The following is a 22,159-nucleotide window of genomic DNA, read 5'->3' as shown; positions in this document are numbered from 1 at the left end:
ACGCTGCCGGCGTGGCTTGGCACACCCGGCCCCGTACGATGGGGGACGCACGCCTTCCCGGTGGGTCGGCCGTGCCCTGTCGGCGTTCGGCCGCAACCCAGGCTTCAGCAGCAAGGAGTGAACTCCCCACCATGAAGGTTGTCGACAAGGTTCTGCGGATCGGCGAGGGCAAGATCCTCCGCCAGTTGCAGGGCATCGCGAAGATGGTCAACTCCATCGAGGACGACTTCGTCAACATGACCGACGAGGAGCTGCGCGCGCAGACCGCGGAGTTCAAGGAGCGTCACGAGAACGGGGAATCCCTGGACGCGCTGCTCCCGGAGGCCTTCGCGGTGGTCCGGGAGGCCGCCAAGCGGACGCTGCACCAGCGGCACTACGACGTCCAGATCATGGGTGGGGCCGCGCTGCACCTGGGCAACATCGCGGAGATGAAGACCGGTGAGGGCAAGACCCTGGTCGGCACGCTCCCGACGTACCTGAACGCGCTGTCCGGCAAGGGCGTGCACGTGGTCACGGTGAACGACTACCTGGCCAAGTACCAGGCCGAGTGGATGGGCCGGGTGTACCACTTCCTCGGCCTCGACTACGGCGTGATCCTGCCGGAGATGACCCCGGCCGAGCGCCGGATCGCCTACGCCAAGGACATCACCTACGGCACCAACAACGAGTTCGGCTTCGACTACCTGCGCGACAACATGGCGGGCAGTATCGAGGACTGCGTCCAGCGCGAGCGCAACTACGCGATCGTGGACGAGGTGGACTCGATCCTGGTCGACGAGGCCCGGACCCCGCTGATCATCTCCGGCCCGGCCGAGGACAGCCAGCGCTGGTACGTCGAGATGGCCCGGATCGCGAACTCGCTGAAGGCCTGGACGCTGGCCGACGAGGCGGAGCTGAAGCGGAAGAACCCGCGGATCACCGACCTCGAGATCGACGAGACCAAGCGCAGGGTCGCCGACTACGACGTGGACGAGAAGAAGCGCACGGTCGCGATCCTCGAGCGCGGGATCGAGAAGGTCGAGGACCGGCTCGGCATCGACAACCTGTACGAGTCGGCCAACACCCCGCTGATCAGCTACCTGAACAACGCGCTGAAGGCCAAGGACCTGTTCCACCGGGACAAGGACTACGTGGTGGTCGACGACGGCGAGGTCCTGATCGTCGACGAGCACACCGGCCGGACGCTGCACGGCCGCCGCTACAACGAGGGCCTGCACCAGGCGATCGAGGCCAAGGAAGGCGTCGAGATCAAGGAGGAGTACCAGACCCTCGCGACGATCACGCTGCAGAACTACTTCCGCCTCTACACCAAGCTGGCCGGCATGACCGGTACGGCGATGACCGAGGCGAACGAGTTCTCCAAGGTCTACAAGCTCGGCGTGGTGCCGATCCCGACCAACAAGCCGATGATCCGGGTCGAGGAGCGGGACCTGATCTACCGCACCGAGGACGCCAAGTTCGACGCGGTGGTCAAGGACATCGTCGAGGTGCACGCGACCGGCCAGCCGATCCTGGTCGGCACGACCTCGGTGGAGAAGTCCGAGCGGCTGTCCCGGATGCTGCTCAAGGAGAACATCAAGCACGAGGTGCTGAACGCGAAGCAGCACGCGCGGGAGGCGGCGATCGTCGCCGAGGCCGGCCGCAAGGGCGCGGTCACGGTGGCCACCAACATGGCCGGTCGTGGTACCGACATCATCCTCGGCGGCAACCCGGAGTTCCTGGCCGACAAGGAGCTGCGCGCGCGCGGCATCGACCCGGCCGAGGACATCGAGCAGTACGAGGCCGAGTACCCGGCGATGCTCGAGCGGTTCGAGAAGCAGGTGAAGGAGGAGCAGGAGGAGGTCCGCGAGCTCGGCGGCCTCTACGTCCTCGGCACCGAGCGGCACGAGTCCCGCCGGATCGACAACCAGCTGCGCGGTCGCGCCGGCCGGCAGGGCGACCCGGGCAAGTCGCGGTTCTACCTGTCGCTCGAGGACGACCTGATGCGGCTGTTCAAGCGCGAGATGGTCGACTGGGCGATGTCGCGGAACAACGACGACAGCCAGCCGCTGGAGAACAAGGTCGTCACGAAGGCGATCGCGTCGGCGCAGGGTCAGGTCGAGGCGCAGAACTTCGAGACCCGGAAGAACATCCTCAAGTACGACGACGTGATGAACCGTCAGCGACACGTCGTGTACGACGAGCGCCGCCGCGTGCTCGAGGGCGCCGACCTGCGCGACCAGGTGCAGGACATGCTCGAGGAGACCGTCACCGGATACGTGCAGGGCGCGACCGCGGACGGGTTCGCCGAGGACTGGGACCTGGACGCGCTGTTCACCGCGATGAAGACGCTGTACCAGACCGAGCTCACCGAGGAGCAGCTGATCGAGGAGGCCGGCGGCGAGAAGGCGGGCCTGACCCAGGACTTCCTGATCGAGCGCTTCCTCGAGGACGCGACCGCGGCGTACGACCGTCGTGAGGAACTGCTCGGCGAGGAGGCGATGCGCGAGCTGGAGCGCCGCGTCGTACTGAGCGTGCTGGACCGCAAGTGGCGCGAGCACCTGTACGAGATGGACTACCTGCGTGAGGGCATCGGCCTGCGGGCGATGGCACAGCGCGATCCTCTGGTCGAGTACCAGCGCGAGGGCTACGACATGTTCGCCTCGATGATGGAGTCGATCAAGGAGGAGTCGGTCGGCTTCATCTTCAACGTCGAGGTGGACGTCGAGGCGATGCGCGCCGAGATGGAGCTGGCGAGCGAGGCTGCGCTCGCGGACGAGGACAACCTCCAGGGCCGCCGGATCCAGGACATCCTCAGCTCCGGCCCGGCGGCTGCCGAGCTCGCCGGGGCGGACGACGAGGAGCGACCGCAGGACACCCCGCGGCCGCGGGACACGCCGCGCCTGCGGGCCAAGGGCCTCACCAACGAGCCGCGTCCGCAGCGGCTCACGTACTCGGCGCCGACGATCGACGGTGACGACGAGGTCGCGATGCACCAGGACGCCGTCGAGGAAGGCACCCTGGAGTACGCCGGCACACCGCGCAACGCCGCCTGCCCCTGCGGCTCCGGCAAGAAGTACAAGCGCTGCCACGGCGACCCGCAGTCGGACGTCTACAAGTTCTAATCACCACTCGCCAACGGCCGGTCCCCCTCTGCAGGGGCCGGCCGTTGGTGCGTTTGAACCGGTACTGGGGGGCGGGTGTGGTGCGGGCCATGGCGGGGTGAGGTGGGGGTGTGGTCCGCTTGGGGTATGTGGCTGCGGGAGAGGTTTGGGGTTCGGGTGCCGGTGGTCGGGGCGCCGATGGCTTATGTCAGCGGCGGGGAGTTGACCGCGGCGATCTCCGCCGCGGGCGGGTTGGGGATGCTCGGGGCGGGCTCGGCCGTCACGGCTGACTGGATCCGGACCGAGGGAGCGATCGCGGCGGCAGCTGGTACGCCGTACGGGATCGGGTTGATGGCGTGGTCGCTGAAGGATCATCCTGAGCACCTGGAAGCGGTGCTGGAGCTGCGGCCCGCGCTGGTCTCGCTGAGCTTCGGGGATTACACGCCGTACGTCGCTCCGCTGCAGGAGGCTGGGATCGTCGTAGCGACGCAGGCCGGCACGGTCGCGGATGCGCGGGAGGCCGTGGACGCCGGCGTGGACGTGATCGTTGCCCGCGGCGCCGAAGCGGGTGGACACGGCAGGAACGCCGTCGCCACGCTCCCGCTGCTGCAGGCGATCCTCGACACGACCGACCTGCCCGTGCTGGCGGGTGGCGGCATCTCCGGCCCACGCGGCCTGGCTGCCGTGATGGCCGCCGGCGCAGTCGGCGGTTGGATCGGTACGGCGTTCCTCACCTGCGTCGAGGCGCAGACGAAGGAACCGGCGCGGCAGCGCATCATCGAGGCAGACGAAACCGACACCGTCTACGGAACAGTGTTCGACGCCGCCTCACGCGCCGGCTGGCCGGACGAGTTCGGTGGTCGCGCCCTTCGCAACGCCTTCTTCGACACCTGGGAAGGACGCGAGGAGGAACTGAAGACCGAGGACTCGGCCCACGCCCTCTGGGTCGAAGGGTCCAAGACCGCCGACCCGGCCCGCGCGTCCATCTACGCGGGCCAGGGCGTCGGCGCACTGACCGGTCAACCCACAGCGGCAGAGGTCCTCGCCGGTTTCGCGACGTACCGCGACTATCTGAGCGCCGCCCTCAACGACGGGTCCAAGTAGTTGCGGTGAGCAAGCACCAGGTCGTTGCACAGCTCCCAGATCTGCTCGACGGGTAGGGCGGCCGCGGTCGCCGGGTCGACCATGACGGCCTGGCGGATCGCCCGCGGATCCTCCTCGATCGCTGCCTGTACGGCGAGTTCGGCCACGTTCAGGTACGAACGGTTGAGCGCCGCGCACTGCGCCGGGAGTGCTCCGACCGCGGTCGGCCGGACACCTGATGCGTCCACCAGACAGGGGACCTCGACGACTGCCCCGGACTGAAGGTTGGGGATCAGGCCGGTGTTCGGCACGTTCCCGTAGACCGTCCGGGGCGTTCCGGTGACGATGCTGTGGATGATCTGCGGGGCGTACTCCATCGTGGGGTCGACCTCGACCTGCTCGCCCGCCTTCAACGCGTTGCGGGTCTGCTCGTACGACGCGAGGTTCTCCGCGACGATGTCGAGGTACGCGCCGATCGGGAGCCGGAGTCGCTCGATCTCGCGCGCGTGCCCGAGGTACCACGGCACGTACTCCGAGGAGTGTTCGCTCGTCTCGGTCGGGTAGAACCCGAGCCGGCGGTACATGTCCACCCGGACCCGGCGCAGCAGCTCCGGATCCGCCGCGATCGCCTCGTCCAACCGGTCGTACAGGTTCTCGGCTCCGCGCTCGAACCGCAGTACCCACGACTGATGGTTCACCCCGGCGGCCAGGTAGGTGACGTCGTCGTACGGTACGCCGACCAGCTCGGACAGCCCTTGCATCGTCCAGTACACCGAGTGGCAGAGCCCGACGACGTTCCGGACCCCGAGCGCCTTGAGGTACCAGACGTTCATCACCATCGGATTGGTGTAGTTGAGCAGCCAGGCGTCCGGGCAGACGTCGGCGATGTCCTTCGCGAGCCCCCGCAGTACCGGGAACGTCCGCAGCGCCCGGAACACCCCGCCGACGCCGAGCGTGTCGCCGATCGTCTGCCGAATCCCGTACCGGGCGGGGATCTCGAAGTCGACGTGGGTCGCCGCGTTCATCCCGACCTGCACGATGTTGATGACGAAGTCTGCGCCGTCCAACGCTGCCCGGCGCTCGAGATGCTTGCTGATCCGCGGTACGACGCCACGCTCCCGGGCGATGTACGCCGCCGCGGCCGCAGCCGTCTCGAGCCGCTCGGGGTCGATGTCGTGCAGAGCGATCTCCACCGGCCCGAGCTCGAGCGCGAACAGGTCGGCGAGCAGACCCTGCGTAAACACCACGCTGCCCGCGCCGATGAACGCAATCCTGGTCATGAGGTCACGCTTTCCACTGCCTCGTTCCAGTTGGCTTGCGCCGCGGTGCCGCCTGCGGCGCGGGTTGAGAGCGAACCGCAGGCCGCGGCGATCGCCAGGGCGCGGTCAGGGCGGGATCCGTTGAGTACGGCGGCCACCCAGCCGGCGTCGAAGCTGTCGCCTGCTCCGACGGCGTCGATCGTGTCCACCTTGAGTGCCGGTGCGGTGACGACTTTCGACCCGTTGTGGGCAATGGCGCCGTCGACACCGTTCTTGACCACGACGAGGGGGCCGCGGCGGGCGAGGATGCCGGCGGCGTCCTCGACCTGGTGATGGCCGGTCAGGGCCAGGACCTCGGCGGCATTGGGCAGGAAGTAGTCGGTGACCCGCAGGATCGGGTCGAGGATCGACCGGTCCCAGCGCCCGGCGGGATCGTCGTTCGGATCCAGCGAGGTGGTCGCCTTCGCAGCCTTCGCCTCCTTGAAGATCCCGGCCAGCCCAGCAGCCAACTCCGGCAACAGGTAGAACGACGCCGCATGCACGTGCCGCACCGACCGCACCAGGTCCAGCGGGACGTCGTCCGCGGTGATACTGGGCAGACATCCCGGAGACGTGAGGATCGCGCGATCGTCGCCCGAGGTGAGGATCGTGGTGAGGGGCGTCGGCAGCGAGGAGTCGACCACCAGCGCGTCGACGTTCACGCCCCGGTCGGCAAGCGACGTACGGACGAAGTCGCCCGCGGGGTCGTCGCCGACGCGACCGGCGAACGCGACGCTGAGCCCGAGCCGGGCCGCGCCGCACGCCATGATCGACGCGGAGCCGCCGAGAACCAGCGACCCGGCCGGAACCAGACGCTCCCGCTGACCGAACAGGATCGGTTGGTCAACCGGCCCGATCACCACATCAGGGTTGGCGTCGCCAATGACAAGCAGGTCCATAGTCAGCCTTTGAGTCCGGTGGAGGCCAGAGAGCGGATGAATGCCTTCTGGGCCAGGAGGAACCCCAGCAGGACGGGCAGCACGGTGATGACGTTGCCGGCCATCACAGCCGACCACTGGGTGTGGTGCTGTCCCTGGAACGTGGTGAGTCCCAGCTGGAGGGTGTAGGTGGAGTCGCTGTTGATCGCGATCAACGGCCAGGTCAGGTCGTTCCAGGTCGCGAGGAAGGTCAGTACGGCGACAGTGCTCAACGCCGGCCGCGCGAGCGGCAGCACGATCGACACCAGGATCCGGAGTCGCCCGCAGCCGTCGATCCAGGCTGCCTCCTCGAGCTCGCGGGGCAGCGAGACGAAGAACTGCCGGAACAGAAACACCGAAAGCGGTGTCACCAGCGACGGCACGATCAGCGCGCCGAGGGTGTCGATCAGGCCGAGCTGCTTCATGACCAGGAACGTCGGGATCATCGTCAGCTGGAACGGGATCACCATCGTCGCCAGCATCAGCCCGAGGACGAGCTTCGACCCGGCGAACCGGATCCGCGCGAACGCGTACCCGCCGAGCGACCCGAGGACCAGGTTCGCCGTCACCGCCACCGCGGAAACGATGAAGGAATTCAGGAACCACCGCGGAAACAATGCGTTTCCGAGCACGTACCGGTAGCCGTCGAGCTTGATCCCGTGCGGCCACAGCGCCGGCGGAAAACGGTTGATTTCCACGTTGCTCATCACCGAGCTGACGAGCAGCCACACCAACGGCAGCGCGAACAGCAATGCCAGCGGCGCGAGCACCAGATGCCAACCGCTGAAAGGCAATCTCTTCATCGAGCAGCCACCCTCCGCCGGTAGATCTGCAAGGCGGCGCCGACCACCAGCAACGCGACGGCCAGCGTGTACGCCGCTGCCGCGCTGTAGCCGGCCGTGAACGTCTTGAAGGCCTTCTCCCAGATGAAGTACACGATCACCGTCGTCGAGCCGAGCGGTCCGCCCTTCGTGGTGACGAACACCAGGTCGAACACCTGCAACGCGTTGATGGTCTGGAACAGCAGCAGGAAGATCGTGACCGGCGCCAGCGCGGGCAGTGTCACGTGCCGCAGCACACCCCAACGGCCGGCGCCGTCGATCCGCGCCGCCTCGACCAGCTCGGCCGAAACCCCTTGCAGACCGGCGAGATAGACGATCACGCAGAACCCGGTGCCGCTCCACAAAGAGATCGCGACCAACAGGTACAGCGCTTGACCCGGATCGCTGAAGAACCCCTGCGCCGGCAGACCGAACTTGTGCAGCAAGGAGTTCGCGACACCGAACTCCGGATCGAGCACGAACGAGAACAGCACACCCTGCGCCGCCGCCGACACCACGAAAGGCACGAACACCAACGTCCGGTACAGCCCGATCAGCGCGATCTTCCGGTCCAGCGCGATCGCGATCCCCAACCCGGCGACCACGCTCAACGGCACGTACAACGCCGTGTAGATCAGCGTGTGCGAGACCGCCGAACCGAACGCCGGGTCTTTCACCAACGCCTTGTAGTTCGCCAGCCCGACCCACTCGCTCGGCGACACCAGATCGTTCACCTGGAACGACAACAGCAACGACCACAGCACCGGTACGACGCTCAGCCCGAGAATGATCACGACCGACGGACTGACGAAGGCCCACCCGGTCGCACCCTCACCGCGAGCCCGCCGCTTGGCGGCCCGGGAGCGTGGATCGACGGTGAACGTCCCGACCACGCTGGCCATCAGTTCGGCACCGCCAGCACCTGGTTGCACTGGTCGACGGCCTGCTTCAACGCGTCCGCGGGACTCTGCTTCCCGAGCAGTACGGCGGCGATCGCCGCACCCATGTGCTCCGAGATCTTCGGGTACGTCGAGATCGTCGGTCGCACCTTCGCGGTGTCGAGGGCCGTCACGAACACCTCGAGCCCGTTGGTCTGCGTCGAGTGCTTCTTCCACTGCGGCAACTCGGCCGTCGCCTTGGTGATCGGGAGGCTGCCGCCCTTGATGTCCCACTGGATGTCCTGCGCCGGGTCCGCCAGCCAGGTGACGAACTCGGTGGCCGCCTTCACCTTGGCCTTGCCGTTGTCGAAGATCGTCCAGGTGTCCGGCCCCGAGATCGTCATCGGCTTCCCGGAGTACGACGGCAGCGGCACCACGCCGTACTCGATGCCGTTGTCCTGCAGCTCAGGGAGCTGCCAGGGGCCGGTGGCAACCATTCCCATCCGGCCGCCGAGGAACACCTGGTACAGCTGCTCGCTGCCCGGCTTCGGGTCGACGTACAGCGACTTGTCGGTGCGCAGCCGGTCCAGCGTTTCCAGGGCTTTCGTGCCGACCGAGTCGAACCCGGCCTTCTTACCGTCGCCGCTCACCACGTCGCCGCCGAGGTCCCAGATCATCGGCCAGATCCGCCAGACCGTGTCCTCGTCGCCGACGCCCGGCCAGCCGGTGCCGAAGATGCCCTTGGCCGGGTTGGTCAGTTGCTTGGACGTGGCCACGAAATCGTCCCAGGTCCAGCCGGCCTTCGGCGGGGCCACACCGGCGGCGGCGAACAGCTTCTTGTTGTAGACGACGCACAGCGAGTCGAGCAGCGCCGGAGCGGCCCGGACCTTGCCCTTCACACTGACCGCGTCCTTCGCCGCCGGCCAGTAGTCGTCGATCTTCAGCTGGCCGGTGAGATCGGCGACCTTGGGAGACTTGGTCAGGCTGGCGAGGTCCGAGCCGAAGATGTACGCGATGTCTGGGTAGGACCCCGCCGCCAGACCCGCGGTGACCTTCTGCAGCATGCTGTCCGCGGTCACACCGCCACCGCCGCCGACCACCTTGATCTTCGGGTGCGACTGGTTGAACGCGGTGATCAGGGAGTCGATCGCGGCCTTGCCTGTATCCACCTGGCCGTGCCACAGATCCAGCGTCACGACGCCGTTCGGATCTGCCCCTTCGTCGTCGTTCTTCCCGCAGGCGCCCAGGGTGCCTACGGCCGCGACGGCGGCGGCCGCGCGGAGGATGTCACGACGGGACAGGTTTCGAGCATGCTGAGACATGGCGGTCTCCGGAGAGGTTGGAGGAAGGAGTTTCAGCAGGTCTTGCGGACGTACCCGGGGTCGCCCGGGACGGAGACGTCCACATCGCGCTGCACGATCGAGAGCGTTCCGCCGTACTGCGAACACGCCGTACGCCGGCCCTTGTCGGTGTACTCGATCACGATCACGTTGTTGCCGAAGGCATCCACGTAGTCACCGCACTCGTCGTACTGGCCGCACTCCTCGGCGACCGCGAAGTCCAGGCCGACCGAGGTGCGTTGGCCGGCCAGTTCGACCGTGTTCTTCTGGCCGATGGCGAGGCTCTTGCTGTGTGCGTGCGTGGCCAGCAGGGTCAGGTACGCCTTCGCCTGGCCGGCGGTGAGAAGGTTCTTCGAGCGGGTGTAGCTGTCGTAGTTGTCGGGCTCGATCGCCTTGTAGCCCTTGGTCGCGCAGCCGTCGATCCAGCCGTTGACCTTGGCGGCGATCCGGTTCCGTTTGTCCGCCGTCCGGAGGTCGAGCAGCGGTTCGCCCCAGTCCTCGTCGATCACAAGGTTGCCCTTGGCATCGCGGAGCAGCAGGTCGGAGTCCCACTGGCCCTGTTCGCCGGGTTGGACCTGGAAGGCGTTGACGTAGCAGATGTTGTAGAGCCCGGACGCCGGAGCGGCGGTCCGGTCGCGGGTGACCACCTGGACACCGGCGGGCGGGGTGTACGCGCCGCCGATCTGGTAGTCGAACTTCGCGTGCGACGGCGGGAGCGTGACAGCCGCGTCGGCGGGATTTCGGGTGAGGGTGGAGGTGGTGACTGCGAGGGCTGGCGTGAGAATGGCCGCGGCTGCTACCAGCAGGCGGCGGACGAGTCTGGACACGATCGGCTCCATCGGTCCCGGGGACGCGACCCCGCCTCGGGCTTCTCACCGCCCTGGCGCCGGGAAACCGGACTTCAGGCCGTCGGCCTGGTACCGGCTGGGTGCGTCACTGCCGACCAGTTAAGCCACCGCCGACCGGGCCCGTCAAGCGATCGGCTGCAAACGAGTGCGCGGAACTCGCCGGAGATTGCGGTACTGCGCACACCGCGAGATCTTGACAGGCGCGGTTTAAACCGGTTTAACTCCTCTTTAAACCGGTTTAATGAGGAGTTCGAGTGACCAAACGGCCGACGATCGCGGATGTGGCGCGCCGGGCCGGCGTGTCCAAGGGCTCGGTGTCGTTCGCGCTCAACGGGCGCCCCGGGCTGGCGCAGTCGACCGTGGACAAGATCCTCGCGGCCGCCGACGAGCTCGGCTGGCGACCGAGCAATCGCGCGCGGTCGCTGTCGGTCTCGAAGGCGTTCGCGCTCGGCCTGGTGATCACCCGTGACCCGGCCGTGCTGTCGTCGGACCCGTTCTTCCCGGCGTTCATCGCCGGGGTCGAGAGCGTGTTGTCGACGCGGGGGCAGGCTCTGGTCCTGCAGGTGGTGACGGCAGGGGAGTCGGAGGAGGACGGGTACCGGCGGCTCGCGCAGGACGCCCGGGTCGACGGGGTGTTCCTGTCCGACCTCCGGCACGACGATCCGCGGATCGGCCTGCTGGTCGAGCTCGGCCTGCCCGCGGTCACCCTGAACCGTCCGGACGGCGACTCGCCGTTCCCGGCTGTAACCCTCGACGACCGGCCGGGCACGGTGGCGGTCGTCGAGCACCTCGTCGGACTCGGACACACCCGGATCGCGCAGGTCGCCGGTCCGCCCGCGTTCGTGCACGCCACAGCGCGGTCCACAGCCTTCACCGACACGCTGGCCGCCGCGGGCCTGGAACCGGTCGCGGTCGAGACCGGCGACTTCACGGCGGCCGGCGGGATCGAGGCCACCCGGCGGCTGCTCGCGCTGCCCGAGCCGCCGACCGCGATCTTCTACGCGAACGACCGGATGGCGATCGCGGGTCTCGGCGCCGCCCAGGCCGCGGGCCTGAACGTGCCGGACGACCTGAGCATCGCCGGCTTCGACGACAGCGAGCTCGCCGAGTACGTGCATCCCGGTCTGACCACGGTCCGCGCCGACCCGTTCCGCTTCGGCGAGGCGGCGGCCCGGACCCTCAACAGGGTCGTCGACGGCGACACCGACGTACCCGACGTCGAGCTGCCGCCCGCCGAACTCGTCGTACGGCGCTCCACCGCCGCACCCCCTTTGTAGGAGGAACTCTGATGAAGTTGCAAGCTGGACTGCTGGCCGTGGTTCTGGCCGGCTCGCTCGCCGCGTGCGGGAGCGGCGGTGGCGGCTCTGGTGACGCCGACGCCGCGGCGCAGGCCCGCGGACCGATCACGATCTGGTACTCGAACAACGCCGAGGAAGTGGCCTGGGGCAAGCAGATGGTCGCGGCCTGGAACGCCGAGCACGCCGACCAGAAGGTCACCGCCCAGGAGATCCCGACCGGGAAGTCGTCGGAGGAGGTCATCGGCGCGGCGATCACCGCGGGCAACGCACCCTGCCTGATCTTCAACACCTCGCCGGCGTCGGTCTCGCAGTTCCAGAAGCAGGGCGGTCTGGTGCCGCTGGACGCGTCCTACATCGAGGAGCGGTCCGGCGACGTCGCGCAGCAGTACAAGTCGCCGGACGGCAAGTACTACCAGCTGCCGTGGAAGTCGAACCCGGTGATGATCTTCTACAACAAGAAGATCTTCGCGAAGGCGGGCATCACCGATCCCTCGCTGAAGACGTACGACGAGTTCCTCGCCGCATCGCGCAAGGTGGTGGCGTCGAAGGCGGCGAAGTTCGCGATCTACCCGGCGCCGAGCAACGAGTTCTACCAGTCCTGGTTCGACTTCTACCCGTTGTACGCGGCCGAGACCGGCGGCAAGCAGCTGGTTGCCGATGGCAAGGCGACGTTCGCGTCCGACGAGGGCAAGAAGGTCGCGCAGTTCTGGCGGACGATGTACGCCGACAAGCTCGCCTCGCCGGAGAAGTACACCGGGGACGCGTTCGTGGACGGTACGGCGGCGATGGCCGTGGTCGGTCCGTGGGCGATCGCGACGTACAAGGGCAAGGTCGACTGGGGCGTCGTACCGGTGCCGACGTCGTCGGGTAAGGCTCCCGAGGAGATCCACACGTTCAGTGACGCGAAGAACGTTGCGATGTACTCCGCCTGCAAGAACCGCGGCACCGCGTCGGACGTGCTGAAGTTCGCGACCAGCAAGGAACAGGACGGAAAGTTCCTGGCCGCGACCGGGCAGATGCCGCTGCGCAAGGACGTCGCGTCGACGTACGCCGACTACTTCGCGAAGAACCCCGAGTACAAGACGTTCGCGGACCAGGCGTCGCGGACCGTCGAGGTTCCGAACGTGCCGAACTCGATCACGATCTGGCAGACGTTCCGCGACGCCTACTCCAAGTCGGTGATCTTCGGGCAGGAAGACATCGGCACAGCCCTCGACGGCGCCGCCCAGAAGGTCGACCAACTCGCCAAGCAGTCTTGACGTCCTCCCCGCACGATGACGCACGGGGATTCCAACTTCTACGCGGAGGTAGGGAGTTGAGGTTCACGCTTCAGCGAGACCCATGGAGACGTCTCTCGGCGTGCGCTGACGGCCCGTCCGGCCGCGATGTTGACCGCTGCGTTCACGTCCGCGTTGGCCTGATAACCGCAGGCAACGCATCGGAATACCGCTTGGCTCTCGCGGTTTTCCGGTGCGCAATGCCCACAGGAGCTGCAGGTCAGGGATGTGTACGCAGCATGGACCTTCTCGACGCGCCCTGGGGCCTTCTCCGCCAGGCGACGTACCAAGGCGCCCCAAGCATTGATCAGAATGCTCCGGTGCAGCCCAGTTTTGGCTCTGCGACCATTCGGCAAGTACCTACTCGGCCGCCCGGGGTCGGGCTTCGGCTTCGGGCGCTTGGTCATCTGAGCAACGCGGAGGTCCTCTACGCGGATTATGTCGAATCGGCGGGCCAGGTCGGTGCTGACCTTCTCCACCCAGTCTCTGCGCCGGTCACGAGCGCGCGCGTACAGCTTCGCGATCGCGGCCTTCACACGACGTCGACGGTTGGAACCCCGGTGGCAGCGGGCCATACGCCGTTGCAGTTGTTTGAGGCGCCGCTGCTCGGTCGTCCGCGGACGAGGACAGAGCAAGAGCTCACCGGTCGACAAGGCTGCCGACACGGCGACGCCGCGGTCGACGCCGACGACCTCACCTGTTGCCGGCGCGGGGACCAGCGGTGGGATGGAGGCGAAGGCGATGTGCCAGCGGCCTACGCGGTCGCAGGTGATCCGGTAAGACTTCGCGTCAGGTACGGCGCGGGACTGCCTGAACCGGACCCATCCGATTTTGGGTACGCACGCTGCCGCCCACTTTCGGTTCAGCTTCACGACCCGGGTCGCCTGGCCGCCGACGATGCGGAATCCCTCGTGCTGCCCAGCCCTCCGCCAGGTCGGACGTCGATGGGTGCCTGCGTAGAAGTTCCTGGTGGCTTGGTCGAAGTCCCGAAGCGCTTGTTGCTGCACGGTTTGCGACCCCGCCCGCAGCCAACTGAATACCGCTCTCGCCTCGGTCAGTTGCCGGGCTTGCTCGAGATACCTGGGCGTCGGTCCCTTGTCGCGTGTCCACATCGACCATTGCTCCAGCGCCAGGTTCCACACGTACCGCGCGTGTCCGCAGTGCTCCAGCAACGCGGCTTCCTGCTGCGGAGTCGGGTACATCCGGAACCTGGACATGCATCAGATCCAATCAGTCGGCACCGACAGTTCCCAATCTCGCAAGGGAGGGTGTCGTGGTTACCTCTCACCGCGCACGACAGGTCCGCCGAGCGGGCTATCCGATGAGACGCGGATTCGTGGCCAGGGTTCTCGGTGAGCATCCGGTCGGGACCGCGTTCGTCACGCCGTACGTCGTTTTCCTGGCCGCGGTGTTCGCGTATCCGCTCGGGTTCGCGGTGTACATGTCGTTCCACGACTACTTCTTCGCGGCGCCGGGTGCGATCGTGGAGCGGCCGTTCGTCGGGTTCGACAACTACGTGACGGTGTTGTCGGATCCGGCCGTACGGCGGGCGTTCGGAAACGTTCTGGTGTTTCTGGTCATCAATGTTCCGTTGACGGTCGTCCTGTCGCTGCTGCTCGCGAACGCGCTGAACGCGGCGATCCGGTGGCGGACGTTCTTCCGGGTCTCGTACTACGTCCCGTATGTCACGGCCTCGGTCGCGGTCGTCGGGGTCTGGCTGTTCCTGTTCAACTCCAACGGCCTGGTCAACTCCGTCCTGGGCCCGCTCGCGCCCGATCCGTCGTGGTTGGTGAACTCGTCGCTGGCCATGCCGACAGTTGCCATCTACGTCACTTGGAAGCAGCTCGGCTTCTTCATCCTGCTCTACCTGGCCGCGCTGCAGAACGTCTCCAAGGATCTGTACGAGGCCGCCTCGATGGACGGTGCCGGGCGATGGAAGTCGTTTCTGAACGTGACAGTTCCCGGTGTGCGGCCGGCGACGACGCTCGTCGTCCTGGTCGCCACGGTGACCGGCGCGAATCTCTTCACCGAGCCCTACCTGCTGACCGGTGGCGGCGGGCCGGACGGAGCCTCTGCGTCTCCGGTTCTGATCATGTACCAGCGCGGGATCGAGCAGGGGAACCCCGATGTGGGTTCGGCGATCGGCGTCCTGCTCGTGATCGGAGTGCTGGCGCTCGCGTTGATCGAAAGGCGTTTCGTGGGGAGGGAGGAGTCGTGAAGCTCAAGTTCGTCGGCCTGCTGATCGGGGCCTTCGTTTTCCTGTTTCCCTTCTACTACATGCTGATCGGCTCGCTGCAGGCCGAGCCGGATCCGTCGGTCGGGGGCGCGTTTCCGTCGCCGGGGAACCTCACCGGCCACAACTACGCCGAGATCAACCAGTCGATCCATCTCGGCCGCTCGTTGCTCAACTCCGGGATCTTCACCGGCGGCGTGATCCTCGGGACGCTCGTGTTCGGGGTGCTCGCCGGGTACGCGCTGGCGCGGTTGCAGTTCCGCGGGCGCGGGCTGGTGTTCAACCTGATGCTATTGATCCAGGTCGTGCCGTTCCAGTTGCTGACGATCCCGCTGTACGTGCTGATCGTGCGCAGCTACGGGCTCGCCGACAGCTACCTCGGAATGATCCTGCCGTTCCTGATCAACTCGACCGCGGTCTTCGTTTTCCGGCAGTATTTCCTGCAGTTGCCGGCCGAGTTGTTCGACGCGGCCCGGATCGACGGGGCGTCGGAGCTGAGCATCCTGTGGCGGATCGCCGTACCGCTGGTGCGGCCGGCTCTGCTGACCGGCGTTCTGCTCACGTTCATCGGGCCGTGGAACGAGTTTCTGTGGCCTTTCCTGATCACCAAGCAGCAGGACCTGCAGCCGCTCGCGGTCTCGCTGTCCAACTACCTCACCACCGTCTCGGCACGGGCCGCGAACCCGTTCGGCGCCGTGCTCGCCGGCGCGTGTGTGCTGGCCGCGCCCGCGGTGACCTTGTTCATCGTCTTCCAGCGCCGCTTCATCTCGACGAACCTGTCGTCGGGCGTCAAAGGCTAATCTCTGAAGGGCTTTTTCCGTGACTGTTCCTTACACCCTTACTCGCGTCGGCGTCCTGATGACGGCCGAGCCGGGCAACGAACTCGAGGCGGAGGGGGTGCTGAACCCCGCGACCGGACACACGCCCGACGGGCAGTTGTACCTGCTGCCCCGGCTGGTTGCTGACGGCAACGTGTCGCGGGTCGGCCTGGCCGCTGTCGAGCTGGCGGACGGCGTACCGGTCGGCGTCCGGCGGGAAGGTGTCGTGCTCGCGCCGGACGAGGGCTGGGAGCGGGGCAAGAACAACGCGGGCGTGGAGGATCCACGGGTCACGTTCGTCCCGTCGCTCGGGCTGCACGTGATGACGTACGTCGCCTACGGTCCGCTCGGTCCGAAGCCGGCGCTCGCCGTGTCGTCGGATCTTCGGTACTGGCGCCGGCTGGGGCCGCTGCACTTCGAGTACCAGCCGGACCTGGACACCGACCTGAACCTGTTCCCGAACAAGGACACCGTTTTCTTCCCCGAACCGGTGCGGGGTCCGGACGGCGAACTGTCGTACGCGATGCTGCACCGGCCGATGTGGGATCTCGGATGGTTCCGCGAGGGCGAGGGCGTGCATCTGCCGGCGGGTGTCACCGACGACCGGCCGGGGATCTGGGTGTCGTTCGTCCCGGTGGCCGCCGTCGAGGACGACCTGCGGAACCTCGTCCACCTGCGTCAGCACCGGCTGGTCGCGATGTCGGAGTACCCCTTCGAGGAGTTGAAGATCGGCGCCGGTCCGGCGCCGCTGCGGGTCCCCGAAGGCTGGCTCGTCATCCACCACGGCGTCACCGGCGAGCAGCCGGAAGGCTTCGACCCCACCACCCAGAAGGTCTGCTACGCGGCCGGCGCGCTGATCCTCGACCCCGACGACGTCACCCGGGTCGTCGCCCGGACCACCGAACCTCTGATGGTCCCGGAAACCGAGGAGGAAAAAGTCGGAACGGTAGGAAACGTCGTTTTCCCGACCGCCATCGAAGAGGTCGAAGGCGTGCACTACGTCTTCTACGGCATGGCCGACGCCGCGATCGGCGTGGCCAGATTGGACCGCCTGCCATGAACCCGACCCGCCGCACCGTCCTCGGCGGAGCACTCGCGGTGGCCGCCGCCTCCACGGTCGCCCTTCCCGCTGCTGCCTCCAGCCGCCTGTCCAATCTCGCCCACCTCGACTTCCTCCGGGCTTCGGTCTCACCTCCTGCCGCCGCGGGCCACACCACCTTCGGGTCCGGCCCGCTGGGCGTTCTGTGGACGTACGCCGACCATCAGGCGGACGGCTCGTACCGGAGAATCGGTGGTGGGTCCTACGACCCGGCAACGAACACCTATGGGCAGGGCGCCTACAACGCCGACGACATCGCGCGGGCGGCCGTCGTCTACCTGCGGCACTGGAAACTCTTCCACCAGGCGACCTCTTTGCAGACCGCCCGCGACCTGCTGCGAGCGCTCACGTTCCTGCAGTCGCCCAACGGAAACGTCGTGCTCTGGATGCAGCCCGACGGAACGCTCAACCCGAGCGCCGAGCCGGTCGAGCTCCCTGACCCCTCCGACTCCGGGCCGTCGTACTGGTTGGCCCGCACCGTCTGGGCGCTCGGGGAGGGGTACAGCGTTTTCCGCCGGACGGACCGCGCCTTCGCCGCGTTCCTCCGCGACCGCCTCGAGTTGGCGATCGCTGCGCTCGAGCGCCAGGTCCTGATCCGCTACGGCCAGTACAACGTCGTCGACGGCCGCCGTCTCCCCGCGTGGCTGATCGTGAACGGCGCGGACGCGACGTCGGAAGCAGTCCTCGGGCTCTCGGCGTACGTCGACGCCGGCGGATCGCCCCGAGCCCGTCGAGCCCTCACGCGGTTCGCCGAGGGCATCGCCCAGATGCCCGCGGGCTCGACCCGTGAGTGGCCTTTCCGTGCGCTCATGCCTTGGGGCGAGTCGATCTCCGACTGGCACGCCTGGGGCGCCCAGATGCCCTCGGCCCTCGCCGCCGCCTCGGCCGCGCTCGACGAAACCGTTTTCCTGACTGCGGCGATCGGTGACACCGCCGGCTTCACGCCGCTCCTGCTGACCGCCGGAGGCCCCGACAACGGCTGGCTCCCGACGCCGATCGACCGCTCCCAGATCGCGTACGGCGTCGACGCCCGCCTGCAGGCACTCCTCGCGATCGATCGCCCCGGCCAGAAACATCTCGCAGCCTTCGTCGCCACCTGGTACTTCGGCGCCAACCGCGCCGGTCAACCCATGTACGACGCCACCACCGGCCGCACGTACGACGGCATCTCCGGCGACGGTGTGATCAACCGCAACTCCGGTGCCGAGTCCACGATCCACGGGCAACTCTCGATGCTCGCCCTCGACGCCCACCCGGACATCGCCCGCCTGTCAGGCGCATCGGCGTACGACGGGCTCCAGATCGTCGAGGCGGAGACGGCCACCGGCGGTGCGGTCGTCACACCGCCATCCGCATGGACCGGAGAATCCCAATGGAGGAACGGCTCCTACCTCTCCGTCGATGGTACGGCGACGTGGACCGTGCCACCGTCACCACAGCCGCGGCTGGTGCTCCCGGTCGTCAACCTCGTCGACACACCCACACCGGCCCGGAGCACCTGGACGAGCGGCGGCCGCACCCTCGGCACGCTGGTCCATACCTGCGGTCCGCAAGGCATCTCGGCTGCACCCGGCGCGCTTCAACCGCTGACACTCGCCAACCCGCTCCCTGCCAACGCGACCACGCTCAACGCGCAGACAACGGGCACGGCTCAGCTGGACGCCGTACTGCTGCTCCCGACCATCAGCAGCCTGCGGATCGGAGCAGCGACGTTGCTGGTCAGCGTCGACACCCGTCCGCGCGTGTCCACCGCCAGCGGGCACGCCTACACGTACGACTCCACCGGGCAGTTGGTTGCCCGCGGCAAGCCACTCGTCGTACCTGGAGGTTTCACCGTCGTGCTCGGCTGAACGCCTCGGCACACCAGCGGGCAACGAACAGCAGGGCCTGGCCGCGCTGGTGGAACAGGTACCTGCTGTCGACCTGGCGGTGGTAGGCGTTGTGCGTCGTGTCCGAGGCCCGGCCCAGCAGGCCGGGCAGGAGCCAGGCGTACTTCACACCGGACGCCATCACCGCCAGACGCACCTGGTCCGGGTCACCGCGCCAGCCCGCCTCCTGCAGACCGTCGAGGTAGTTGGCTATGCAAGTCTCGGCCAGCTCAGGAAGGCGCTCGGCCGGCCAGAACAGGTCGAACACCGCGTCCGGGATGTAGTTGCCGATGTCCTCGCCGAGCGCGCCGTCACCGAGGAACGACCAGTCGAACAGCGCGAGCTCGCCGGTCGGGCGCTGGATCACGTTCGACACCCAGAAGTCGAGATGACAGCGGGCGCGCGGGAGGGACGCGACGAGGTCAAGCAACGCGTTGCGATGGACCAGGAGGCCGGTCCAGGCCTCGCGCAGTTCGGCCGGCCAGGTCTCGCGGATCAGCGGTTGCTGCCAGGCCGCGTCGTCGGTCATCAGCTGCCAGGGGACCTCGCGGGTCGTCGAGTAGTCGCGCAGGAAGCCCGTCGACGTCCAGGGTCGTTCCGGTGCGGGACGGGCCTGCCAGCGGCCGCAGGCGCGTGCGAGGGCTGCATGTTCCGCGAGGCTGAAATGTGTGCCGGGCGTACCGGCGATGTCGTCCATCAGCAGTACGGCGCCATCGGGCTTCTCGTCGACCTGCGCGGTGGGCAGGACCAGTCCGGCGTCGGCGAGTTGTTCGCGGAGCTCGTCGTCGCGATAGACCTCGAGTTCGCGGCGCCAGTAGTTCCAGTGTCGCGGCTCGGTCGAGGCGGCCCACGGCACTGGAACTCCTGCTGGGGTGTCGCTCGGCCGCCGCAGTTGTTTGCGTACGGCGGTCCGGCCGTCGGCGTACGTCACCCGCTCGACGCTCGCCGTCACCGCGTTGAGCGGGTTGTGCCGCAACGCCGTCGTACCGACCTCGGTCATGAGGAGCAGTTTGTCAGCCCAAGAGGATCTTCGGTGGCAGACCGGTGAGAGCTTTCACATCGCGGGTGAAGTGGGCCTGGTCGGCGTACCCGGTGAGTACGGCGACGTCGGCGAGCGGGACGCCGGTACGCGCGTGGTCGAGGGCAACGTTCATCCACAGGACCCGATCGAGCGTCTTCGGGCCGTAGCCGAACGCGTCCAGGCAGCGCCGGTGCAGCTGCCGCTCGCTGAGGCCGATCGTCGCCGCGAGGCGGGAGACGCCGGCCGTGCCGCGGAGCAGGCCGCCGCGGACGCTGCGCAGTACATGCGCGGTCAGGCGGTCGGTCGGTTCCTCGACCAGTTTGGCGACCTCGAGGTCGAGTGCTGTCGCGCGGTCCGGCGCTGACCGGATCCGATCCAGCAGGCGCCTGCTCCGGTTCGGCGACCACAGATCGGCGAGGCGGACCCGCTGGTTCAGCAATTCGCGGGCCGGTACGCCGAGGAAGCCCGGCGCGGCGCCTGGCGCGAAGCGGATCCCGGCGTACCGCGTGCCCCGCGGCGCGCTGCCCGTCCAGGCGCGGCTGTCCGGTCCGGCGACGATCAGATCGTCGTCCATCAGCAGCAGATCCATGCAGCCGTCGGGCAGGATCCGGTACTCACCGCCCGCTGCCGTCCGCGTCCAGAGGTCGGCGCCGGCGATGCGCGCGGGGCGCTCCCGGTACGGCTCGACGAGGACCACAGTCACACCTCCAGTCTGCTACGTCCCGCCGACAGTTCCAGTTGCACTGCTTCTCGGTGGCGTCGCTTCCTGTTGCATCGTTGGATTCGCGCGGCCAGGATGGGGAATTCGCCGGTGAGAAGGAGATTCTGGTGGCACGTCGCGACGACCTGTCAGGGGTTCCGCTGCTCGGGCGGACGGTGGCGCCGGAGGGATCCGGCCTCGTCCTCGCCGAGTGGGAGGCGGCGGGTCGTACGTCGGACGAGGTGGCGTGGCAGGCACCGCTGCATGTGCATCACACCGACGACGAGGCGTGGTACGTGCTGTCCGGGACGATGCGGATGCGGATCGACGGCGAGGACTACGACGTACCGGCCGGGTCCGGGATCGTCGGGCCGCGCGGCGTGCCGCACACGTTCGGCAACCCGAGCGAGGAACCGGCGCGGTATGTGCTGGTGATGTCGTCCACTACCCACGCGATGCTGCGCGAGTTGCACGGCGGGTTCTCGGGGGACGTGGCGGCGCTGTTCGAGAAGTACGGGTGCTCGCTGCTCGGGTGATCAGTCCGGGAGTACGACGTCCAGCACCGGTACGTCGACCGGCAGGTACTTGACCAGGGCAACGTTCTCGCGGATCAACTCGTCGCGGACCGCCGTACCCGTGCGGCGATCGATCACGGTCCGCCAGATCTCGTTCCGCCGGAAGTAGTCCGCGCCGACCCGGAGGAACCGCTCCTCCTTCGCGAACACCCGGTACGACGACTCCGCCGGGACGTCGGCCAGGATCTCGCCCTCGAGATAGCGATCGCCGACGCGCACATGCAGCTGGAACGTCTGATCGGTGTCGTTGCGGAACTGCAGGTCCACGTAGTTGTAGACGATGCTGCAGCCCACACCCCACGGCAGCACCCGCCCGTTGTCGGGGAACGGGTCGAAGCTGTGCGTGGATCGCTGCGTCACGGTCAACGGCGAGTGCAGGACCATCCAGTGCAGCAGATTCGCCAGCTGGCAGATACCGCCGCCGACGCCCGGTTTGGCCTGCCCGTTCGACAGCCGCATGCCCTTCACGTACCCCTTGCGGCGGGTCGCGTTGCCGACCACCTTGTTGAAGGAGAACGTCTCACCCGGCCGGATCACCAGCCCGTCGACCTGTGCGCAGGCGAGCTTCAGGTTCGTCACCTTGTTGTGCTGCATCCACATCTCGGTCTCACCGAGCTGCCGCAACAGCAACGACTTGTGCCGTTTGATGCGCACCGGTAGGTCGTTGACGTCGCGCGTCCCGGCGTACGGCGTGCTGGACCTCATCCACTCCAGCCGCTTGGCGCCACGGTGGTAGCGCACTGCCAACGGATACAGCAGGCGGACGCGTTCGCTCCACCTCCGGCGACGTACCGCCGGAAGAACCCGCGCCCGCTCGGCCGCGGTCAACTCTCGAACATCGACCTGCCACGCCGCCTCGGCGGCTGCACTCTCCAACATCCCATTCCCCCGAACAAGAAGACCTCGGCCAACGTACGCCGCCCCGCCTCCAACTACGTGACAGACGCAGCACAATCGAATTGCGCCTGTTGAGACGCCGAACCTCGGCCGAGAGTTCGCCGC

The 22,159-nt window shown here is 67.7% G+C and carries 19 protein-coding genes; 9 read left to right on the top strand and 10 right to left on the bottom strand.

Features of this window, described 5'->3' with window-relative positions; genetic code table 11:
• The first annotated feature begins 131 nt into the window (after window positions 1-131).
• Both secA and EV647_RS02170 read left to right on the top strand, forming a co-directional pair.
• On the top strand, window positions 132-3,104 hold the full coding sequence (secA, locus tag EV647_RS02175) for a preprotein translocase subunit SecA (protein WP_133997573.1): 2,973 nt from the start codon (window positions 132-134) through the stop codon (window positions 3,102-3,104).
• A 156-nt stretch (window positions 3,105-3,260) separates the two neighbouring features.
• Window positions 3,261-4,187, top strand: a complete 927-nt coding sequence (locus EV647_RS02170) for a nitronate monooxygenase family protein (RefSeq protein WP_238176974.1) — start codon at window positions 3,261-3,263, stop codon at window positions 4,185-4,187.
• Here the strand turns inward: EV647_RS02170 and EV647_RS02165 are convergent.
• Genes EV647_RS02165 through EV647_RS02140 form a run of 6 tightly spaced genes read right to left on the bottom strand, consistent with a single transcriptional unit; the run spans window position 4,151 to window position 10,247 of the window.
• Entirely contained in the window at window positions 4,151-5,446 is a 1,296-nt protein-coding gene (locus EV647_RS02165; RefSeq protein WP_133997567.1) for an alpha-glucosidase/alpha-galactosidase, read from the bottom strand. The genes EV647_RS02170 and EV647_RS02165 overlap by 37 nt on opposite strands.
• Window positions 5,443-6,363 (bottom strand): carbohydrate kinase family protein, encoded by a 921-nt coding sequence (locus EV647_RS02160; RefSeq protein WP_133997564.1) that lies wholly within the window; start codon window positions 6,361-6,363, stop codon window positions 5,443-5,445. Before EV647_RS02160 ends, EV647_RS02165 begins: the two co-directional genes overlap by 4 nt.
• A 2-nt stretch (window positions 6,364-6,365) precedes the next feature.
• On the bottom strand, window positions 6,366-7,184 hold the full coding sequence (locus EV647_RS02155) for a carbohydrate ABC transporter permease (protein WP_133997561.1): 819 nt from the start codon (window positions 7,182-7,184) through the stop codon (window positions 6,366-6,368).
• Entirely contained in the window at window positions 7,181-8,104 is a 924-nt protein-coding gene (locus EV647_RS02150; protein WP_133997558.1) for a carbohydrate ABC transporter permease, read from the bottom strand. Before EV647_RS02150 ends, EV647_RS02155 begins: the two co-directional genes overlap by 4 nt.
• Window positions 8,104-9,402: an ABC transporter substrate-binding protein gene (locus EV647_RS02145; protein ID WP_133997555.1), complete on the bottom strand. Its 1,299-nt coding sequence runs from the start codon at window positions 9,400-9,402 to the stop codon at window positions 8,104-8,106. The genes EV647_RS02150 and EV647_RS02145 overlap by 1 nt, the downstream gene beginning before the upstream one ends.
• A gap of 32 nt (window positions 9,403-9,434) precedes the next feature.
• Window positions 9,435-10,247, bottom strand: a complete 813-nt coding sequence (locus EV647_RS02140; RefSeq protein ID WP_238176973.1) for an endo alpha-1,4 polygalactosaminidase — start codon at window positions 10,245-10,247, stop codon at window positions 9,435-9,437.
• Window positions 10,248-10,522: 275 nt separating this feature from the next.
• On the opposite strand from EV647_RS02140, the gene EV647_RS02135 reads away from it, so the two are divergent.
• Both EV647_RS02135 and EV647_RS02130 read left to right on the top strand, forming a co-directional pair.
• Window positions 10,523-11,545, top strand: coding sequence for a LacI family DNA-binding transcriptional regulator (locus tag EV647_RS02135; protein ID WP_133997548.1), 1,023 nt, complete (start codon window positions 10,523-10,525; stop codon window positions 11,543-11,545).
• A gap of 11 nt (window positions 11,546-11,556) precedes the next feature.
• Entirely contained in the window at window positions 11,557-12,825 is a 1,269-nt protein-coding gene (locus EV647_RS02130; protein ID WP_133997544.1) for an extracellular solute-binding protein, read from the top strand.
• A 38-nt stretch (window positions 12,826-12,863) separates the two neighbouring features.
• Here EV647_RS02130 and EV647_RS02125 read toward each other — a convergent pair whose 3' ends face one another.
• Window positions 12,864-14,045 carry a transposase gene (locus EV647_RS02125; RefSeq protein ID WP_238176985.1) on the bottom strand — a complete coding sequence of 394 codons (1,182 nt, stop codon included), beginning with the start codon at window positions 14,043-14,045 and terminating at the stop codon, window positions 12,864-12,866.
• A 119-nt stretch (window positions 14,046-14,164) separates the two neighbouring features.
• On the opposite strand from EV647_RS02125, the gene EV647_RS02120 reads away from it, so the two are divergent.
• From EV647_RS02120 to EV647_RS02105, 4 genes are read left to right on the top strand one after another with little or no spacing between them, the layout of a single operon-like run.
• Window positions 14,165-15,061, top strand: a complete 897-nt coding sequence (locus EV647_RS02120) for a carbohydrate ABC transporter permease (protein WP_133997538.1) — start codon at window positions 14,165-14,167, stop codon at window positions 15,059-15,061.
• Window positions 15,058-15,876 (top strand): carbohydrate ABC transporter permease, encoded by an 819-nt coding sequence (locus EV647_RS02115; protein ID WP_133997535.1) that lies wholly within the window; start codon window positions 15,058-15,060, stop codon window positions 15,874-15,876. Before EV647_RS02120 ends, EV647_RS02115 begins: the two co-directional genes overlap by 4 nt.
• Before the next feature lie 19 nt (window positions 15,877-15,895).
• The gene (locus tag EV647_RS02110; protein ID WP_238176972.1) at window positions 15,896-16,954 is read left to right on the top strand and encodes a glycosidase; all 1,059 of its coding nucleotides are present in this window, start codon (window positions 15,896-15,898) and stop codon (window positions 16,952-16,954) included.
• Window positions 16,951-18,843 carry a hypothetical protein gene (locus EV647_RS02105; RefSeq protein WP_133997532.1) on the top strand — a complete coding sequence of 631 codons (1,893 nt, stop codon included), beginning with the start codon at window positions 16,951-16,953 and terminating at the stop codon, window positions 18,841-18,843. Before EV647_RS02110 ends, EV647_RS02105 begins: the two co-directional genes overlap by 4 nt.
• Here the strand turns inward: EV647_RS02105 and EV647_RS02100 are convergent.
• On the bottom strand, window positions 18,824-19,861 hold the full coding sequence (locus EV647_RS02100; protein ID WP_133997529.1) for an aminoglycoside phosphotransferase: 1,038 nt from the start codon (window positions 19,859-19,861) through the stop codon (window positions 18,824-18,826). The two genes, EV647_RS02105 and EV647_RS02100, sit on opposite strands and share 20 nt — an antisense overlap.
• A 13-nt stretch (window positions 19,862-19,874) precedes the next feature.
• The gene (locus EV647_RS02095) at window positions 19,875-20,585 is read right to left on the bottom strand and encodes a helix-turn-helix domain-containing protein (RefSeq protein WP_238157455.1); all 711 of its coding nucleotides are present in this window, start codon (window positions 20,583-20,585) and stop codon (window positions 19,875-19,877) included.
• Window positions 20,586-20,710: 125 nt separating this feature from the next.
• Between EV647_RS02095 and EV647_RS02090 the strand changes: the two genes are divergently transcribed.
• The gene (locus tag EV647_RS02090) at window positions 20,711-21,118 is read left to right on the top strand and encodes a cupin domain-containing protein (RefSeq protein WP_166679866.1); all 408 of its coding nucleotides are present in this window, start codon (window positions 20,711-20,713) and stop codon (window positions 21,116-21,118) included.
• Here the strand turns inward: EV647_RS02090 and EV647_RS02085 are convergent, their stop codons facing one another.
• A complete protein-coding gene (locus EV647_RS02085) occupies window positions 21,119-22,036 on the bottom strand; it encodes a VanW family protein (RefSeq protein ID WP_133997526.1) in 918 nt (305 codons plus the stop codon).
• Between the last annotated feature and the right edge of the window lie 123 nt (window positions 22,037-22,159).

It is taken from the genome of Kribbella sp. VKM Ac-2566, assembly GCF_004366005.1.
GTDB lineage: Bacteria > Actinomycetota > Actinomycetes > Propionibacteriales > Kribbellaceae > Kribbella > Kribbella pratensis.
This window is presented reverse-complemented; position numbering and strand designations above follow the sequence as displayed.

What these genes read in the sequence shown, in the direction of transcription:
- secA (WP_133997573.1), top strand. Translation starts at nt 132, where the DNA reads ATGAAGGTTGTCGACAAGGTTCTGCGGATCGGCGAGGGCAAGATCCTC.
- EV647_RS02165 (WP_133997567.1), bottom strand. Translation starts at nt 5,446, where the DNA reads ATGACCAGGATTGCGTTCATCGGCGCGGGCAGCGTGGTGTTTACGCAG.
- EV647_RS02160 (WP_133997564.1), bottom strand. Translation starts at nt 6,363, where the DNA reads ATGGACCTGCTTGTCATTGGCGACGCCAACCCTGATGTGGTGATCGGG.
- EV647_RS02155 (WP_133997561.1), bottom strand. Translation starts at nt 7,184, where the DNA reads ATGAAGAGATTGCCTTTCAGCGGTTGGCATCTGGTGCTCGCGCCGCTG.
- EV647_RS02150 (WP_133997558.1), bottom strand. Translation starts at nt 8,104, where the DNA reads ATGGCCAGCGTGGTCGGGACGTTCACCGTCGATCCACGCTCCCGGGCC.
- EV647_RS02145 (WP_133997555.1), bottom strand. Translation starts at nt 9,402, where the DNA reads ATGTCTCAGCATGCTCGAAACCTGTCCCGTCGTGACATCCTCCGCGCG.
- EV647_RS02130 (WP_133997544.1), top strand. Translation starts at nt 11,557, where the DNA reads ATGAAGTTGCAAGCTGGACTGCTGGCCGTGGTTCTGGCCGGCTCGCTC.
- EV647_RS02125 (WP_238176985.1), bottom strand. Translation starts at nt 14,045, where the DNA reads ATGTACCCGACTCCGCAGCAGGAAGCCGCGTTGCTGGAGCACTGCGGA.
- EV647_RS02120 (WP_133997538.1), top strand. Translation starts at nt 14,165, where the DNA reads ATGAGACGCGGATTCGTGGCCAGGGTTCTCGGTGAGCATCCGGTCGGG.
- EV647_RS02105 (WP_133997532.1), top strand. Translation starts at nt 16,951, where the DNA reads ATGAACCCGACCCGCCGCACCGTCCTCGGCGGAGCACTCGCGGTGGCC.
- EV647_RS02100 (WP_133997529.1), bottom strand. Translation starts at nt 19,861, where the DNA reads ATGACCGAGGTCGGTACGACGGCGTTGCGGCACAACCCGCTCAACGCG.
- EV647_RS02085 (WP_133997526.1), bottom strand. Translation starts at nt 22,036, where the DNA reads ATGTTGGAGAGTGCAGCCGCCGAGGCGGCGTGGCAGGTCGATGTTCGA.